At 72.4% G+C, this 17,269-nt stretch carries 11 protein-coding genes and 1 pseudogene; 4 read left to right on the forward strand and 8 right to left on the reverse strand.

Annotated elements, in window-relative coordinates:
* The first annotated feature begins 55 nt into the window (after positions 1 to 55).
* The 4 genes and pseudogenes from ACOV8S_RS10755 to pulA all read left to right on the forward strand — a co-directional run bounded on the left by ACOV8S_RS10755 (position 56) and on the right by pulA (position 9,476).
* Positions 56 to 991, forward strand: coding sequence for a carbohydrate ABC transporter permease (locus tag ACOV8S_RS10755; RefSeq protein ID WP_448317567.1), 936 nt, complete (start codon positions 56 to 58; stop codon positions 989 to 991).
* Between the two features lie 10 nt (positions 992 to 1,001).
* Entirely contained in the window at positions 1,002 to 1,904 is a 903-nt protein-coding gene (locus tag ACOV8S_RS10760) for a sugar ABC transporter permease (RefSeq protein ID WP_448317568.1), read from the forward strand.
* Between the two features lie 58 nt (positions 1,905 to 1,962).
* Positions 1,963 to 3,663 carry a glycoside hydrolase family 13 protein gene (locus ACOV8S_RS10765; RefSeq protein ID WP_448317570.1) on the forward strand — a complete coding sequence of 567 codons (1,701 nt, stop codon included), beginning with the start codon at positions 1,963 to 1,965 and terminating at the stop codon, positions 3,661 to 3,663.
* A gap of 423 nt (positions 3,664 to 4,086) precedes the next feature.
* Positions 4,087 to 9,476: pseudogene (gene pulA, locus ACOV8S_RS10770) on the forward strand (pullulanase-type alpha-1,6-glucosidase).
* 101 nt (positions 9,477 to 9,577) lie between these two features.
* Here the strand turns inward: pulA and ACOV8S_RS10775 are convergent.
* The 8 genes from ACOV8S_RS10775 to ACOV8S_RS10810 form a co-directional block, all read right to left on the reverse strand.
* Positions 9,578 to 9,946 (reverse strand): DUF4190 domain-containing protein, encoded by a 369-nt coding sequence (locus ACOV8S_RS10775; protein ID WP_448317571.1) that lies wholly within the window; start codon positions 9,944 to 9,946, stop codon positions 9,578 to 9,580.
* 96 nt (positions 9,947 to 10,042) lie between these two features.
* Entirely contained in the window at positions 10,043 to 10,735 is a 693-nt protein-coding gene (locus ACOV8S_RS10780) for a TetR/AcrR family transcriptional regulator (protein WP_448317572.1), read from the reverse strand.
* Between the two features lie 160 nt (positions 10,736 to 10,895).
* A complete protein-coding gene (locus tag ACOV8S_RS10785; RefSeq protein WP_448317574.1) occupies positions 10,896 to 12,833 on the reverse strand; it encodes a hypothetical protein in 1,938 nt (645 codons plus the stop codon).
* 30 nt (positions 12,834 to 12,863) lie between these two features.
* On the reverse strand, positions 12,864 to 13,406 hold the full coding sequence (locus ACOV8S_RS10790; RefSeq protein WP_448317575.1) for a tetratricopeptide repeat protein: 543 nt from the start codon (positions 13,404 to 13,406) through the stop codon (positions 12,864 to 12,866).
* 39 nt (positions 13,407 to 13,445) lie between these two features.
* Positions 13,446 to 14,153, reverse strand: a complete 708-nt coding sequence (locus tag ACOV8S_RS10795; protein ID WP_448317576.1) for a winged helix-turn-helix domain-containing protein — start codon at positions 14,151 to 14,153, stop codon at positions 13,446 to 13,448.
* Positions 14,154 to 14,474: 321 nt separating this feature from the next.
* Positions 14,475 to 15,503: a glutamine synthetase gene (gene glnII / locus ACOV8S_RS10800; RefSeq protein WP_351117807.1), complete on the reverse strand. Its 1,029-nt coding sequence runs from the start codon at positions 15,501 to 15,503 to the stop codon at positions 14,475 to 14,477.
* A 327-nt stretch (positions 15,504 to 15,830) separates the two neighbouring features.
* Entirely contained in the window at positions 15,831 to 16,439 is a 609-nt protein-coding gene (locus tag ACOV8S_RS10805; RefSeq protein WP_448317577.1) for a hypothetical protein, read from the reverse strand.
* A gap of 304 nt (positions 16,440 to 16,743) precedes the next feature.
* The gene (locus ACOV8S_RS10810; RefSeq protein ID WP_448317578.1) at positions 16,744 to 17,115 is read right to left on the reverse strand and encodes an arsenate reductase family protein; all 372 of its coding nucleotides are present in this window, start codon (positions 17,113 to 17,115) and stop codon (positions 16,744 to 16,746) included.
* Between the last annotated feature and the right edge of the window lie 154 nt (positions 17,116 to 17,269).

Below are 17,269 nucleotides of genomic sequence, written 5' to 3' on the forward strand. Positions count from 1 at the left end.
CCTCCCTCCCCTCCCCGACGAACGGCCGGTCGCCGGCCTCGAAGGTGTCGTTTCCATGATCGCTGCGATCCGCCACGGATGGCGCCGGCACTGGTACGCCTACGCGATGATCGCGCCGGTGGTCCTCGTGCTGGGCGTGCTCGTCCTGTACCCACTGGTCTACGGCTTCTGGCTCACCCTGACCGACGCGAACTCGCTGAACTCCGCGCGCACCATCGGCGTGAACGAGATCGAGGCGACGTACAAGTTCGTCGGGCTGGACAACTACGCGGACATCCTCTTCGGAGAGACCGCGTACGACCGGTTCTGGTCGCACTTCATCTGGACCATCGTGTGGACCGTCGCCTGTGTGACGCTGCACTACACGCTCGGTCTGGGCCTGGCCCTGCTGCTCAACCAGAAGCTGCGCGGACGCACCTTCTACCGGCTGATGCTGGTCCTGCCGTGGGCCGTGCCCACCTTCGTCACCGTCTTCGGCTGGCGCTTCATGCTCGCCGACGAGGGCATCATCAACGCCGGCCTGGAACTGCTGCACCTGCCGACGCCCCTGTGGCTGGAGGACACCCTCTGGCAGCGGGTCGCCGCGATCATGGTGAACACCTGGTGCGGCGTGCCGTTCATGATGGTCTCCCTGCTGGGCGGCCTGCAGTCGATCGACGGCAACCTCTACGAGGCCGCCGAGCTCGACGGAGCATCCCCCTGGCAGCGGTTCCGCTACGTCACCCTGCCCGGCCTGCGCTCGGTGAGCTCCACCGTCGTCCTGCTGGGCATCATCTGGACCTTCAACCAGTTCGCGGTGATCTTCCTGCTGTTCGGCACCAAGGCGCCGGACGCGCAGATCCTGGTCACCTGGGCCTACTTCCTGGGATTCGGCCAGCAGCCGCGGGACTTCGCCCAGTCGGCGGCCTACGGCATGCTGCTGCTCGCGATCCTGGTCGTCTTCACCTCCTTCTACCGCCGCTGGCTGGCCCGCGGCGAGCAGCAGTCCTGAGGCAGGAGCCATGACTACCCACACCCTCGAGACCCCCGTCGAGGCGGCACCCGCACGGACCGCGCGGAAGGCGGTGCGCCGCCGCGGCGAGACCCGCCCGCTGGTCCGGGCCGTCTCGCACATCGTGCTGATCGTCGCGAGCCTGATCGCCGTCCTCCCGGTCGCCTGGATCTTCCTGCTGTCGCTCGGCCCGGACAAGGACGACTACCTGCGGCCCGGCGGCATCTTCGGCAAGGCCACCCTGGACAACTACGTCACGGTCCTGTCCGACAGCAACTTCCTGTACTGGCTCAAGAGCTCCCTGATCGTCTCGCTGGGCACCACCGTGCTCGGCGTGCTGATCGCGGCCACCACCGGCTACGCGGTCTCCCGGATGCGCTTCCCCGGCCAGAAGAAGCTGATGTGGGTGCTGCTGTGCACCCAGATGTTCCCGATCGCCGTGCTGATCGTGCCGATGTACCAGCTGCTGACGAGCCTGCGGCTGATCGACACCTTCGGCGGCCTCATCCTGGTCTACTGCTCCACCGCCGTCCCCTACTCGGCGTGGCTGCTCAAGGGCTACTTCGACACGATCCCCTTCGAGATCGACGAGGCCGGCCGCGTCGACGGCCTGAGCCCCTTCGGCACCTTCCTGCGGCTGATCCTGCCGCTGGCCCGCCCGGGCCTGGCGGTCGCCGCGTTCTACAACTTCATCACCGCCTTCGGCGAGGTCGCCTTCGCCTCGACGTTCATGCTCGACGACACCAAGTACACCCTCGCGGTGGGCATGCAGAGCTTCGTCAGCGAGCACGACGCCCAGCGGCACCTGATGGCCGCCACCGCGGTCCTGGTGGCGATACCGGTCTCGGCCTTCTTCTACCTGGTCCAGAAGAACCTGGTCACCGGCCTCACCGCCGGCGGCACCAAGGGCTGACCGCGCGCCACGGCACCTCCCCCCACCACAGCGACCCTCGGCACACAGCAAGGACGTCATGAGTCACCAGACCGCCGAACCGGTTTCTCCCACCCACCGCACGGCCCCCCGTACCGCCGGCCACGCCGTCGCCGACCGCCGCGACTGGTGGCGGGACGCGGTCATCTACCAGGTGTACCCGCGCAGCTTCGCCGACAGCGACGGCGACGGCATGGGCGACCTGCCGGGCATCCGCGCCCGGCTGCCCTACCTGCGCGACCTGGGCGTGGACGCGGTGTGGCTGAGCCCCTTCTACGCCTCCCCGCAGGCCGACGCCGGCTACGACGTCGCCGACTACCGCGCCGTCGACCCGATGTTCGGCAACCTGCTGGACGCCGACGGACTGATCCGCGACGCCCACGACCTGGGTCTGCGGATCATCGTCGACCTGGTGCCCAACCACTCCTCCGACCAGCACGAGTGGTTCAAGCGGGCCCTCGCCGACGGCCCCGGCTCGCCGCTGCGCGACCGCTACCACTTCCGCCCCGGCAAGGGCGCCAACGGTGAACTCCCGCCCAACGACTGGGAGTCCATCTTCGGCGGCCCGGCCTGGACCCGGGTCACCGAGCCCGACGGCACACCGGGCGAGTGGTACCTGCACCTGTTCGCCCCCGAGCAGCCCGACTTCAACTGGGACCACCCGGCGGTCAACGACGAGTTCCGTTCCATCCTGCGGTTCTGGCTGGACATGGGCGTCGACGGCTTCCGGATCGACGTTGCCCACGGCATGGTCAAGGCGCCCGGTCTGCCCGACATCGGCGGCAACGAGCAGGTCAAGCTGCTCGGCGACGGCGTCGTCCCGTTCTTCGACCAGGACGGCGTCCACGAGATCTACCGCCAGTGGCGCCTGATCCTCGACGAGTACAGCGGCGACCGCGTCTTCGTCGCCGAGGCGTGGACCCCGACCGTCGAGCGCACCGCCCACTACGTGCGCCCCGACGAGCTGCACCAGGCGTTCAACTTCCAGTACCTGAGCACCCACTGGGACGCCGCCGAGCTGCGCGAGGTCATCGACCGCACCCTGGAGGCGATGCGCCCGGTGGGCGCGCCCGCCACCTGGGTGCTCTCCAACCACGACGTGACCCGGCACGCCACCCGCTTCGCCAACCCGGCGGGCCTGGGCACCCAGATCCGTGAGGCCGGCGACCGCGAGCTCGGCCTGCGCCGCGCCCGCGCCGCCACCCTGCTGATGCTGGCGCTGCCCGGCTCCGCGTACCTGTACCAGGGCGAGGAGCTCGGCCTGCCGGACGTCGTCGACCTGCCCGACGAGGCGCGCCAGGACCCCGCCTACTTCCGCGGCGCGGGCCAGGACGGCTTCCGCGACGGCTGCCGGGTGCCGATCCCGTGGACCCGTGAGGGCTCCAGTCACGGCTTCGGCGACGGCGGCAGCTGGCTCCCGCAGCCCGCGGGCTGGGGCGAGCTGAGCGTCGAGGCGCAGCAGGGGGTGCCCGGCTCCACGCTGGAGATGTACCGCACCGCCCTCGCCGTCCGCCGCGAGGCGCCCGACCTGGGCGCCGGCGAGGCGGTCGAGTGGCTGCCCGCCCCCGAGGGCGTGCTCGCCTTCCGCCGCGGTGCGTTCGTCTGCGTCGCCAACACCACCGGCGAGGCCGTGCCGTTCGCCGCGCCCGGCCGCCTGCTGACGGCCAGCGGCGAGGTCACCGTCACCGACGGCGAGGCCCTCGTCCCGGCCGACACGACGGCCTGGTTCACCACGGCCTGACATCGCCGCCCCGGCCCGGGTCAGCCGACCCGGCCGACCCGGCCAACGGTCCGGTCCGGCCAAACCCGGCCAACCGTCCGGTCCGGTCCGGACAACCGGCACCCCGGCCAACCGGCGAGTCGGCCAACCCGGCTGATCGGGTCACCCGGCCCGGTCGGCCGCTCCGACCGACCGGTGGGCCGCAGGACGACGTACCGCCCGCTCGTCGTCCCGCGGTCCACCGGTCACACCCCGCACCACCGCACAACTCCCCGTGGCCTGCCGCCCCTCGCGGCAGGCCACGGGTGAACTCACCCCCGCCGCGGCCATCCCCCACGCTCCGCCGGCCGTAGGCCCATCGCAGCTCACCGGACGTCAAGGAGGACCTTCGTGGTGAGTACCAGGAGAACCGGAGCGGCGTCGCCGCTCCCCGGCCCGGCCGGCGTGAAGCCGGGCCGCGGCCTCGCGGGCGGGGCGCGGATCGCCGCCACCGCCGTCGCCGCCGCACTCGCGGCGACGCTGCTGCCGCCGCTCGCCGCCCAGGCCGCCGAGCCCCCGGCGCCCCCGTCGGACGCGAAGCTCGCCGCCCAGCCGGCCCGCCACGACCTGACGCGCGACCAGTTCTACTTCGTCCTGCCGGATCGTTTCGCCAACGGCGACACCTCCAACGACCGCGGCGGCCTCACCGGCTCCCGTACGGCCACCGGCTTCGACCCCGCCGACAAGGGCTTCTACCAGGGCGGCGACCTCAAGGGCCTCACCAAGAAGCTCGACTACATCAAGGGCCTGGGCACCACCGCCATCTGGATGGCGCCCATCTTCAAGAACCAGCCCGTCCAGGGGACCGGCGACCAGGCGTCGGCCGGGTACCACGGCTACTGGATCACCGACTTCACCCAGGTCGACCCACACTTCGGCACCAACGCCGACCTGGAGAAGCTGATCGACGCCGCCCACGCCAAGGGCATGAAGGTCTTCTTCGACGTCATCACCAACCACACCGCCGACGTCGTCGACTACCGGGAGAAGTCCTACTCCTACCTCTCCAAGGGCGCCTTCCCGTACCTCACGAAGGACGGGAAGCCCTTCGACGACGCCGACCACGCCGGGGGCGGCGACCGCTTCCCCGCCGTCGATTCCGGCTCCTTCCCGCGCACCCCCGTGGTGCCCGAGGCGAAGAAGAACGTCAAGGTTCCCGCCTGGCTGAACGACCCGGCGATGTACCACAACCGCGGCGACTCCACCTACGCCGGCGAGTCCACCACCTACGGCGACTTCTCCGGCCTGGACGACCTGTGGACCGAGCGTCCCGAGGTCGTCTCCGGCATGGAGAAGATCTACCAGCGCTGGGTCAGGGACTTCGGCATCGACGGCTTCCGGATCGACACCGTGAAGCACGTCAACATGGAGTTCTGGAGCCAGTGGGCCACCGCCCTCGACGCGTACGCCGCGAAGCGGGGCCGGGACGACTTCTTCATGTTCGGCGAGGTGTACTCCAGCGACACCTCCGTCACCGCCCCGTACGTCACCGAGGGCCGCCTCGACTCGACGCTCGACTTCCCCTTCCAGGAGGCCGCGCGCCAGTACGCCTCCCAGGGCGGCAGCGCGAAGAAGCTCTCCTCGGTCTTCGGCGACGACTACAAGTACGCCACCGACAAGGCGAACGCCTACGAGCAGGTCACCTTCCTCGGCAACCACGACATGGGGCGCATCGGCCACTTCCTGAAGGCCGACGGCTCCGGCGCCTCGGACGCCGCGCTGCTGCGCAGGGCGAAGCTCGCCAACGAGCTGATGTTCCTGGGCCGCGGCAACCCGGTGATCTACTACGGCGACGAGCAGGGCTTCACCGGCAACGGCGGTGACAAGGACGCCCGCCAGACCATGTTCGCCTCGAAGACCGCCGACTACCTCGACGACGACCAGCTCGGCACCGACCGCACCCACGCCGAGGACGCCTTCGACACCAAGGCGCCGCTCTACGAGCAGATCAGCGCCCTCGCCAAGCTCCGCAAGGCCCACCCGGCCCTCGCCGACGGCGTCCAGACCGAGCGCTACGCGGCCGACGGGGCGGGCGTCTACGCCTTCTCCCGCACCGACGCCAGGTCCGGCGTCGAGTACCTGGTCGCCTTCAACAACGCGGGTGAGGAGAAGTCGGCCACCTTCGCCACCGGCTCCGCCGACGCCTCCTTCCGCGGCATCCACGGCACCGGCGCCACCGTGCGCAGCGACGCCGACCGCAAGGTGACGGTCACCGTCCCGGCCGGCTCCGCCGTCGTGTTCCAGGCCAAGGCCCCGCTGCCCAAGCCGGCCGCCGCCCCCGCCGTCACCCTCACCGCCCCGGAGACCGGCGCCACCGGCACCGTCACCGTGAACGCCGATGTGGACGGGGGACAGCTCAACCGCGTCGTCTTCGCCGCCCAGGTCGGCAACGGCCCGTGGAAGGTGCTCGGTTCCGCCGACCACGCCCCCTACCGGGTCACCCAGACCATCGGCGAGGACGTCCCCGTCGGGACCGCCCTGCGCTACAAGGCCGTGGTCGTCGACCGCGCCGGCCGCACCGCGAGCGACCTCGCGCAGAGCACGACCGGCACCCCGCCGGCGCCCGAGGTGCCGACCGCCGTCTCCCGCGACCACGTGCTCGTGCACTACAAGCGCACCGACGGCGACTACGACGACTGGGGCCTGTACGCCTGGGGCGACATCGCCGAGGGCGAGGCCACCGAGTGGCCCAAGAGCCACCCGTTCACCGGCCGCGACGCCTACGGCGCCTTCGCCTGGGTCAAGCTCAAGCCCGGCGCCTCCGACGTCGGCTTCCTCGTCATCGACAAGGACGGGAACAAGGACGTCGCCGCCGACCGCACCGTCGACGTCACCCGCACCGGCGAGGTCTGGATCGAGCAGGGCAAGGAGGCCGTCACCACCGAGAAGCCGGCCGCCGAATACCCCGAGCCCGACCGCTCCAAGGCCGTCCTGCACTACCACCGCGCGGACGGCGACTACGACGGCTGGGGCCTGCACGTCTGGTCCGGCGCCGCGAACCCGACCGACTGGGCCCGCCCCGTGCAGCCCAGCAAGGTCGACTCCTTCGGCGCGGTGTACGAGGTGCCCCTCGCCGACGGCGCGACCAGCCTCAGCTACATCCTCCACAAGGGCGACCAGAGGACCTCCCCACCGACCAGGCCCTCGACCTCAAGGCCAACGGCAACGAGGTCTGGCTGCTGGCCGGCCAGGAGAAGTACCTGCTCCCGCAGCCCGCGGGCAGCTCCGGCGCCCTCGACCTGACGAGCTCCAAGGCCGTCTGGATCGACCGCACCACGGTCGTCTGGGACGGCTCCCCGGCCGCCGCCTCCACCCAGCTGCTCGCCTCCGGCGACGGCTCCCTCGCGGTGAAGGACGGCGCGCTCACCGGCGACGCCACCTGGCTGCGGCTGACGTCGGGCAAGCTCACCGACGAGCAGAAGGCCCGCTTCCCGCACCTGGCCAAGGGCACCGCCTGGACCGTCGACCCGCGCGACGCCGACCGCGTCCGCACCGCCCTGCGCGGACAGGTCGTCGCCGCCCAGCACGCCGCCAACGGGGCGGTCCTCGCCGCCACCGGCGTGCAGACCGCGGGCGTCCTCGACGACCTGTACCCGAAGGCCGCCCAGGCCGACCTCGGCCCGGTCTTCTCCCACGGGCGCCCCACCCTCTCCGTGTGGGCCCCCACCGCCAAGGACGTCGACCTCGAGATCGGCTCCGCCACAGTGCCGATGAAGCGGGACGCCGCCACCGGCGTCTGGTCGGTCACCGGCCCCGCCTCCTGGAGGAACAAGCCCTACCGCTACGCGGTGGAGGTCTTCGCGCCCACCGAGCAGAAGGTCGTCGTCAACAAGGTCACCGACCCCTACTCGGTCGCCCTGACCGCCGACTCCACGCACAGCCTGGCCGTCGACCTCGACGACCGCTCCCTCGCCCCCGAGGGCTGGGCGAAGCTCACCAAGCCCGAGGCCGTTCCGCTGCGCGACGCGCAGATCCAGGAACTGCACGTGCGGGACTTCTCCGTGGCCGACCCGACCGTCCCGGCCGGCGACCGCGGCACCTACCGGGCCTTCGCCGACAAGGGCAGCGACGGCTCGAAGCACCTGAAGGAGCTCGCGGAGGCGGGCACCTCGCACGTGCACCTGCTGCCCGTGTTCGACATCGCCACCATCGGCGAGCGCAAGGCGGACCAGGCCACCCCGGACTGCGACCTCGCGTCGCTGCCCGCGGACTCGCCCGCCCAGCAGGAGTGCGTCACCGCCACCGCGGCCAAGGACGCCTACAACTGGGGCTACGACCCGTACCACTACACCGTGCCGGAGGGCTCCTATGCCTCCGACCCGGACGGCACCAAGCGCACCACCGAGTTCCGGCAGATGGTCAAGTCGCTCAACGACGACGGCCTGCGCGTCGTGATGGACGTGGTCTACAACCACACCGCCGCCAGCGGCCAGGCCAAGACCTCGGTCCTCGACCGGATCGTGCCCGGCTACTACCACCGGCTTCTCGCGGACGGAAAGGTGGCCACCTCCACCTGCTGCGCCAACACCGCCCCCGAGAACGCCATGATGGGCAAGCTGGTCGTCGACTCCGTGGTCACCTGGGCCAAGGAGTACAAGGTCGACGGCTTCCGCTTCGACCTGATGGGCCACCACCCCAAGGCCAACATGGTCGCCGTCCGCAAGGCGCTGGACGCCCTCACCCTCGAGAAGGACGGCGTCGACGGCAAGAACATCCTGCTGTACGGCGAGGGCTGGAACTTCGGCGAGATCGCCGACGACGCCCGCTTCACGCAGGCCACCCAGAAGCACATGGCCGGCACCGGCATCGCCACCTTCTCCGACCGGGCCCGTGACGCCGTCCGCGGCGGCGGCCCCTTCGACGAGGACCCGGGCGTCCAAGGCTTCGCCTCCGGTCTCTACACCGACCCCAACTCCTCCAACGCCAACGGCAGCGAGGCCGAGCAGAAGGCGCGCCTGCTGCACTACCACGACCTGATCAAGGTCGGTCTGACCGGCAACCTGGCCGGCTACCGCTTCACCGACACCTCCGGCAAGGAGGTGACCGGCGCGCAGGTCGACTACAACGGCTCGCCCGCCGGCTACGCCGAGGCCCCGGGCGACGCCCTCGCCTACGCCGACGCGCACGACAACGAGTCGCTGTTCGACGCCCTCGCCTTCAAGCTGCCGGCCGGCACCCCGGCCGGCGACCGGGCCCGGATGCAGGTCCTCGCCATGGCGACCGCCGCCCTCTCACAGGGTCCGGCGCTCTCCCAGGCGGGCACCGACCTGCTGCGCTCGAAGTCGCTGGACCGCAACTCCTACGACAGCGGCGACTGGTTCAACGCCATCCACTGGAACTGCGAGGCGGGCAACGGCTTCGGCCGCGGACTGCCGCCGGCCGCCGACAACGAGCCCAAGTGGGGCTACGCCAAGCCGCTGCTGACCAAGGTGTCGGTGGGCTGCGAGGAGATCGAGGGCGCCTCCGCCGCCTATCGTGACCTGCTGCGGATCCGCTCCACGGAGAAGGCCTTCTCCCTGGACAGCACGGCGAAGGTGCAGCAGAAGCTGTCCTTCCCGCTCTCCGGCGAGAAGGAGACGCCCGGTGTCATCACCATGCGCCTCGACGACCTGGTGGTGGTCTTCAACGCCACCCCCGAGGCCGCGGAGCAGCACGTGGGCGGGCTCGGTGACGGCGGGTGGCGCCTCCACCCGGCGCAGGCCTCCGGCTCCGACCCGGTGGTGAGGTCGGCCTCCTACGAGGACGGCACCTTCAGCGTGCCGGGCCGGACGGTGGCGGTCTTCACCGCCTCCTGACCCGGTCCCGCGAAACGGCGAACGGCGTCCCCCACAGCCTGTGGGGGACGCCGTTCGGTGTTCCGGGGCGGGGACGCGGGCCGCCCGCCGCGTCCGCGCGGTCAGTCGTTGACCTGGTCGCCGTAGTCCCGCTCGCAGGCGTCCATCTCGGCCTGGGTGTCCGCCTGCTTCACGCACTCCTGCAGGTTCTTGAACTCGTCGGTGCCCAGCAGCGAAGCCCCCACCACGACCAGCAGCAGGGAGCCGGCCAGCGCCAGCGCGCCCAGCACCGCACCGGTCACCGACAGCTTGCGGTGCGGCGCCCCGTCGCGGCGGGCCCGGCGCATGCCCAGGATGCCGAAGACCAGCGCGAGGACCCCGAGCAGGATGCCGCCGACCACGGTCCAGAAGAAGACCACCGCAAGGATGCCGAGCACCAGGGCGGGTACGGCGAGGCCGTTCTTCGGCTGCGGCCGGTCGTAGGAGGACATCACGTCACACTCATCTCTGGGGAGGGTCCGACTGGATACGAACTGCCGTCTTCCCCGGGAGCGTTGACGGATTCCTGCCGACCGCCGCGGCGGCCCTCAGGCGGCCAGCGCCGCGAGCCTGCCGATCAGGTCGACGAAGGGACTGTCCTGCGGTTCCTCGGCCAGCACCCGGCGCAGCAGGTCCGCCAGCAGCGGGTCGGAGGTGGCGGCGACGGCGGCGAGCGCGGCGAAGTCGTGCACCAGCTGCACCTCCAGCTCCTCGCGCGGGATCACCCGCCCGGACAGCCAGAGCAGTGCCGTCGACTCGGCGTGCGAGATCCACGAGCGCAGCAGCAGCTCCAGCCGCGGGGAGACCGGCCCGTCCAGCGCCATGTGCTGCAGCATCTGCTCGAACGCCACCTGCCGCACCCCGTCGACCAGCGCGTTGGTGGTCGACGAGCCCACCGCCGGGCCGCCGCGCATCAGCGCCGAGAATCCGGGGCCGTGATCGTCGACGAAGTCGAAGAAACGGCGCGTCACCCGCAGCAGCCGGGCGCCCAGCGGGCCCTCCCGCGGCTCGGTGAACCGCCCCGCGAGGTCCTGCGAGGCCAGCTTCAGCGCCGCCTCGTACAGGCTGAGCTTGCCAGGGAAGTAGTGGTACACCAAGGGGCGCGAGATGCCGGCGGCCGCGGCGATCTCGTCGATGGAGACCTCGTCGGGCGAGCGGTGGCTGAACAGGTCGAGCGCGACGTCGATCAACTGCTGCCGCCGCTCCTCGACCCCCATCCTGCGGCGTACCCCGGTAGTCATACGAACACCTTAGCGGCGGGTGCGCGCCCGTGGTCGGCACGCCGCCCGCAGCCGCCAACGGGCGGATCCGGTGAGGTCCCGGAGCGCTGCGGTCGGCGGTCGGCGTGCGTGCCCGGCCCGGGCCCCGCGGTCGGCGTGGGCCCCGGGGACCGGCCCGGCCTCAGCCGAGGCCGGTGACCTTGCTCCCGTCGGTCAGGGTCGCCCTGAGATCGGCCCGCGCGCCCTGCTCGGCCGGGACGCTGAGGAACCGTCCGTCCGCCTCGGCGCGCACCCCGCCGGAGGCGGTGATCGACGCCGTGTGCGGGCCGCCCGCCGCCAGCAGGTACCAGGCGCCGCTGCCCGCCTTCCACAGGACGCCGGCGACCGCCTGCGGTTCACGCGCCCCGCACGCCGTGACGTCGGTGCCCTTGGCGGTGACGGCCGCCGCCTCCACGCCCGGCGGACGGAACTGGGCCAGCACCTGCGCGCCCTCGCCGCGCCAGGTCTCGGAGCGGGTGCACACCCAGGCCGCCGAGCCCGTGCCGTCCGGCAGCGGCTGCTCGGCGAACCGCCAGGCGTTCACCGACCGCACGCCCTGCCCGCGCATCGTCGCCAGCGTGCAGGCCAGCGGCTTCCAGGCCTGCCGGGAGCGGGGGCCGAAGTCGGCGGGGGACGCGCCCGGTTCGCCCACCGTGAGCGCGGCCGGGGTGAGCTCGCCCAGGTCGGTGACCATGCGCCGGCCGTCGTCCCCGGTGAGCTCCAGGGCGTTCCACGCGGTGCAGGCGCCGGGCTGCTGCTGGACCGGCCCGGCCAGCGGGGAGGTCACCCCGTCCGGGCCGATGTCCAGCAGCTCGCGGCGGGAGCCGCTCCTGCCGCCGCCCAGCAGGTCCCGGCCGGCCGCCTCCTCCACCCAGGGCGCCAGCAGGTAGCGGACGTTGCCGTCGGCGCGGCCCACCACCACGGCGCTCGCGGTGACGTCCGCGGCGCCGTCGGCGCGGGCGAAGTCCAGCGCGGCGCCGGCCGCCCCGGTGGCGGGCTCCGCGTACCGGACGATCCGCAGTCCGTCGTGCAGCAGCACCACCCGGGCGCCGTCGACCTCGCCCGCGTACAGCAGCCGGGGCGGGCCCGCCGGGCCGCCGGAGGGCGTGCCGGTGGTCGCGGAGACCTGCACGGTGCGGCCGGGGCGCGCCCAGACGGCCAGCGCGCGCCGCAGCAGCCGCTCGTCCCGGGCCAGCGTGCCCCGGGCGGGCCAGACGGAGAAGTCCAGGCGGGCCGAGGTCCGCCAGGCGTCCGGCTGGGCCCGTACCAGCTCGGCCGGGTCCAGCGCGGCGCGCATCGCGGGGTTGCTGGCGTACGGCGGGGCCGCGGCGCCGTCCGGCCCCCAGCCGTCGCCCGGCGCCAGCACCAGCGCCGCGCAGACCACCGCGGCCGCCGCCGCGGCCAGGGCCGCCTTGGTGTGCTGACGGCGGCGCATCAGGTCCGTCGGCCGGGCCTGCAGGGCGCACGGGTCGAACTCGGGGGAGTCCAGCAGGGTGTACTGGACCGGCACCTTGTCCGCCTCGCGGACCGCCGTGTACGGGTTCTCCACACCCGCCGACTCCAGGACCTCACGGACCTCGTCGTCCGGCAGCCGCTCGAGACCGCGCAGCACGTACGCCGCCCGCCCGGCCGGGGAGAGGGCGGACAGCCCTTGCTCCAGCGCGAGTTCGCCCGCGCCTCCGGAGCGCGGGAACAGCCGGATGCCCCACACCTGGGGGAGCAGCGGGGGCAGCCGCGAGAAGCGGGCCAGCCGCCCGCCGCCCGCGTCCAGGGCGGCCCGCACGATCCGCATCCGCACGACCGCGTACCCCGGGTCGCTGTCCGGGCCCTGCGCCTGGGCGGGGATCACCGAGGACGGCGTTCTCCCCTTGGGCAGGGCCCGTTGGGTGACGGCGTGCGCGGTGAGCACCCGCCGGCCGCGGTCCTGGCCGGACGGCAGGAGCAGGTACGCGAGCCGGACCAGCCGCGGGTAGTGCTCGACGAGCGCGGCCTCGGCCTGCTCCACGTCGAGACCTTCGCCGGGACGGTGGGGGCGGGACCTGCGGGCGGGCGGAGGGGAGGCGACATGCTGTGGCTGCACGTTCAGCAGAACGAGCGAATCGAGCGTTGGTCACCCGTTGGTGGGAGAGTTCCCCCCGGACGGGTCCCGCAGCAGCCGCGCGTAGTTCGCCATCGACCTCTGATAGCGCGGCAGATGGGCGGCCAGCGCCTCGACCACCAGGGACAGGCCCTCCCGGTCGCGCCCCAGCGAGGACAGGCACAGCGCCAGGGTGCACCGCACCGCGTCGTCCAACTCGTCCGACGGCGCCGACAGTTCGGGCTCCAGCAGGGCGACGCCCTCCTCGGCCCGGCCGAGGTTGCGCAGCGAGCTGGCGAGCTGGATGCGGGCCCGGCGGCCCTTGTAACCGTCGAGCCCTCCCTCCAGCGCCCGCCGGTAGAGCGGCTCCGCCTGATCGGAACGCCCGGTCGAGTCCCAGGCACATGCCCGCTCGAACAGGCCGAACGGATGACCGTCCGGGAGCTCGTCCGCCAGCGCGCCGATCCGGGCGCGGAAGGCCTCCGCGCCCTGCTCGTCCTGCGGGAAGTCGTCCAGGGCCGCCCAGGCGGCCGTGACCCGCTCGTCCCAGTCCCGCTCCACCATGATCGGTTCCATGGCGGTCACCCTGTCACAGGCGGGCGGCGCCGTCGACGGTCAGTCGGCGAGCGGGGGCGTGTACTTGTAGCCGACCCGGCGCACGGTGGTGATCGCCTGGCGGTGTCCGCCCAGCTTGCGGCGCAGCCGGGCGACGTGGACGTCGACGGTGCGGCCGTCGCCGATGTGGCCGTAGCCCCAGACCGTCGCCACCAGCTGGTCGCGGGTGTGGACCCGGTGGGGGTGGGCGACCAGGTGGGCGAGGAGTTCGAACTCCAGGTAGGTGAGGTCCAGCGGCCGCCCGTCGACCTCGGCGGTGCGGCGCACCACGTCGACGCGGATCCGCTCCGTGTTCGCGGGGTGCCCGGCGTCCTCGGCGTCCGGGGCGTCGTCGGCGGCCCGGCCTGTCGCGTCGCCGGTCCCGGGGTCCTGGCGCAAGGGCGGGGCGAGGGCGGAGGCGGAGGCGAGGGCCGCGGAGGCGGGCGCGGCGGCCTCGCGCAGGAACGGGGGCTGCCGGTCGGCGGGCACCAGCACCAGGTAGCCGACCATCGGCGGCCGGCCGGGCAGCGAGGGCACCGACTGCGGCGGAACGGGCAGCCAGGTGGCGCCCGGCGGCAGCAGCTGCTCGACGGCGGCGGGAGCCGCCGCGGCCGGGGAGTCCACCGCCCGCAGGCGGCGGCGCGCGGCGGCCTCGGCCGTGCGCGGGGCGGAGGGGTGCAGCGCGGGGGAGTGCAGGTCGGAGGCGTGCGAGGCGTGCGTGGTCGCCATGGGAATCAGCTTCTTTCGCGCGGAAGGTCGTCGGAAGGGACGTGGTTCGCGCGCGGCGGCGAGGCTGCGAGGAGAAGGGGTCAGCGGGCCGGCGCGCAGATCGCGCGACGACACACACGGTCGAAGTCGTGGTGCTGACGGGACGGCCAGAAGGGCTCGAGGTCGAATCGACCTGTCATGCCACACCTCCCCATGCCGTTGCTGTGCTCCCATTAGACCAGAGTCGCGGCCAAGTGGAAGGGGGCGTCCACCAGTTGGCGGACGCCCCCTGCTCCGGAGCCTTGGTGCGCGACCTTGGCTCGGGCCGGGCCCGCGGCCGGGTCAGACCTGGCCGGCCTTCTCCAGCGCCTCGCAGCAGGTGTCCACGATCAGGCGGGTCACCACGTACGGGTCGACGTTGGCGTTGGGGCGGCGGTCCTCGATGTAGCCCTTGCCGTCCTTCTCGACCTGCCACGGGATGCGGACCGAGGCGCCGCGGTTGGAGACGCCGTAGGAGTACTTGTCCCACGGGGCGGTCTCGTGCAGACCGGTCAGGCGGTCGTCGATGCCGGCGCCGTAGTTCTTCACGTGGTCCAGCGGCTTGGAGCCCTCGCCGAGCGACTCACAGGCGGTGATGATGGCGTCGTAGCCCTCACGCATCGCCTTGGTGGAGAAGTTGGTGTGCGCGCCGGCGCCGTTCCAGTCGCCCTTGACCGGCTTGGGGTCGAGGGTGGCGGCCACGCCGAAGTCCTCGGCGGTGCGGTACAGCAGCCAGCGGGCGATCCACAGCTGGTCCGAGACCTCGAGCGGGGCGAGCGGGCCGACCTGGAACTCCCACTGGCCCGGCATGACCTCGGCGTTGATGCCGGAGATGCCCAGACCCGCCTTGAGGCAGTTGTCCAGGTGCGCCTCGACGATGTCGCGGCCGAAGATCTCGTCCGCGCCGACGCCGCAGTAGTAGCCGCCCTGCGGGGCCGGGAAGCCGCCGCGCGGGAAGCCGAGCGGGTAGTTGTCCTTGAAGAACGTGTACTCCTGCTCGATGCCGAAGATCGGCTCCTGGGAGCCGTAGCGGCCGGCGACCTCGACCAGCGCGGCCCGCGTGTTGCTCGGGTGCGGGGTGAGGTCGATGTTCAGCACCTCGCACAGGACCAGGATGTCCTCGCCGCCGCGGACCGGGTCCGGGCAGGAGAAGACCGGCTTGAGCACGCAGTCGGAGGCGTGGCCCTCGGCCTGGTTGGTGCTGGAGCCGTCGAAGCCCCAGATCGGCAGCTCGGCACCCTTGGCGTCGTCGGAGAGGATCTTCGTCTTGGAACGGAGCTTGGCCGTCGGCTCGGTGCCGTCGATCCAGATGTACTCAGCCTTGAAGGTCACGGGCCACATCCTTCGGTGGTCTCGACCGTGCGGGACGGTCGTCGCGGGGCGAGGCGCTGCGGCATCGGTGCGCCGGTATGTCCCGCAGACTGCCAAGGGGCGATTTCCCGACCGTTGCCCTCGTGTGAACCCCGTGTTACCGGCCTTCCGGGTCCCCCGTACGGGCGTGTGAGGTGGCCCGGCCACCGCGCACGGGACGATCCGGCGCGCCCGTCCGCGGGGCGCGCGCCCAGGGGCGGCGGCTCGTATGCGATGGGCTTGACCCCCTTGACGAGGGGGTAGGGCCCGCCCGTCGGGCCCCGGTCGGCCCCCGCCCTCGCGGCGCCGTTACAGCCGGCCGGCGGGGTCCTCGTGGGCCAGCACGGCGGCCTCGACGTGCTCCAGCAGAGCCATGGTGTGCGCGGTCAGCTCCGGCCATCTCGTATGGGCGCCGCTCGCCCACCGCCCCCGGGCCAGGATCACGGAGCGGACCGTCATTGACTGCTCGTAGTCGCCTGCCTCGTTCAGCGACAGAGCTTGCAGCCTGGCGCTCGGCACGACCGCGACCCAATAGTTCTTCCGGTCCGTCGAGGTCATCTCCAGGACGCGGGCGGCGTCCTCGGGCCTCCTGAAGGTGAGCACGGTGACTTCGACCATGACCTTCTCGGCCTCGTCGGCGTACAGCGCCTCCACCTGTGAGGTGCACGGGTCGCCCTGGTCGATCAGTGCCGACAGCCTGGCCTTCATCGTCCAGCGTTCCTCGGGCGTGCAGGAGTCGCGGCCCCCCGCCTCCAGAAGGCGGTATGTGTCGTTCCGCGTCCTCACCGACTTCTTCGGGAAGGCCTGCTCCAGCGTGACGAACGGCCGGCGCAGCGCCTCGGTCAGGGCGGGAGGTGTCTGTGCGGGTGTCGCGACGTGGACGCGCGGCACCCGTATCGGTACGCCGAACTCGTCCACCGGTGGATCGGGACGGGGCCCATGTTCCGCGGTGACGGAGGGCGCCACGGCCCGTGAAGGGGTGTTCCCCTCCTCCTCGGACCGCACGGCCACGCTCAGAGCCACCACCGCCGCCCCCACGACGACCCCGGCGCCCGCCGCGCGCCAGGCGCGGCGGCGGCGTGTTCCGTCCTTCGCCCGGGGCGGTCGGGAACCGGGCGTTCCTGCGGAAGAGGCAGGAGTGGAGAGGCTGCCGTGATCATCGGACGTCATGGGCGGGGAAAGTAGCAGGAGCCCGGCACGGTCGGCGATGGTTGCGGCAGGTTCAGGACTTCCCGTGGCGCGTCATGGCCTCGCGCACCGCGTCGTCGGAGCGGGCCACCAGGGCCGTGCCGTCGTCGGCGGTGATGATCGGACGCTGGATCAACTTGGGGTGGGCGGCCAGCGCGGCGATCCACCGGTCGCGGGAGGCGGCGTCCCTGGGCCACTCCTTCAGCCCCAGCTCCTTGGCGGCGGCCTCCTGGGTACGGGTGATCTCCCACGGCTCCAGGTCCAGCCGCTCCAGCACCGCACGGATCTCGTCCTCGCCGGGGACGTCCTCCAGGTAGCGGCGCACGGTGTAGTCGGCGCCCTCCGCGTCGAGCAGCGTCAGGGCGCTGCGGCACTTCGAACAGGCCGGGTTGATCCAGATCTCCATGGGCCCACGATACGCGGCCGGCACCCGCCGGGAACTCGTTGCCCTCATCCGCCACCGGAGTCCCAACACCCGCTCTGGCCAGGGACTTTGTCGGTGCCGGACGGTAGAATGAATGTATGTTCGAAGGGATGCGGCGGGGGTCCTCCGCCGCATC

This window comes from Streptomyces sp. CO7, assembly GCF_053474865.1.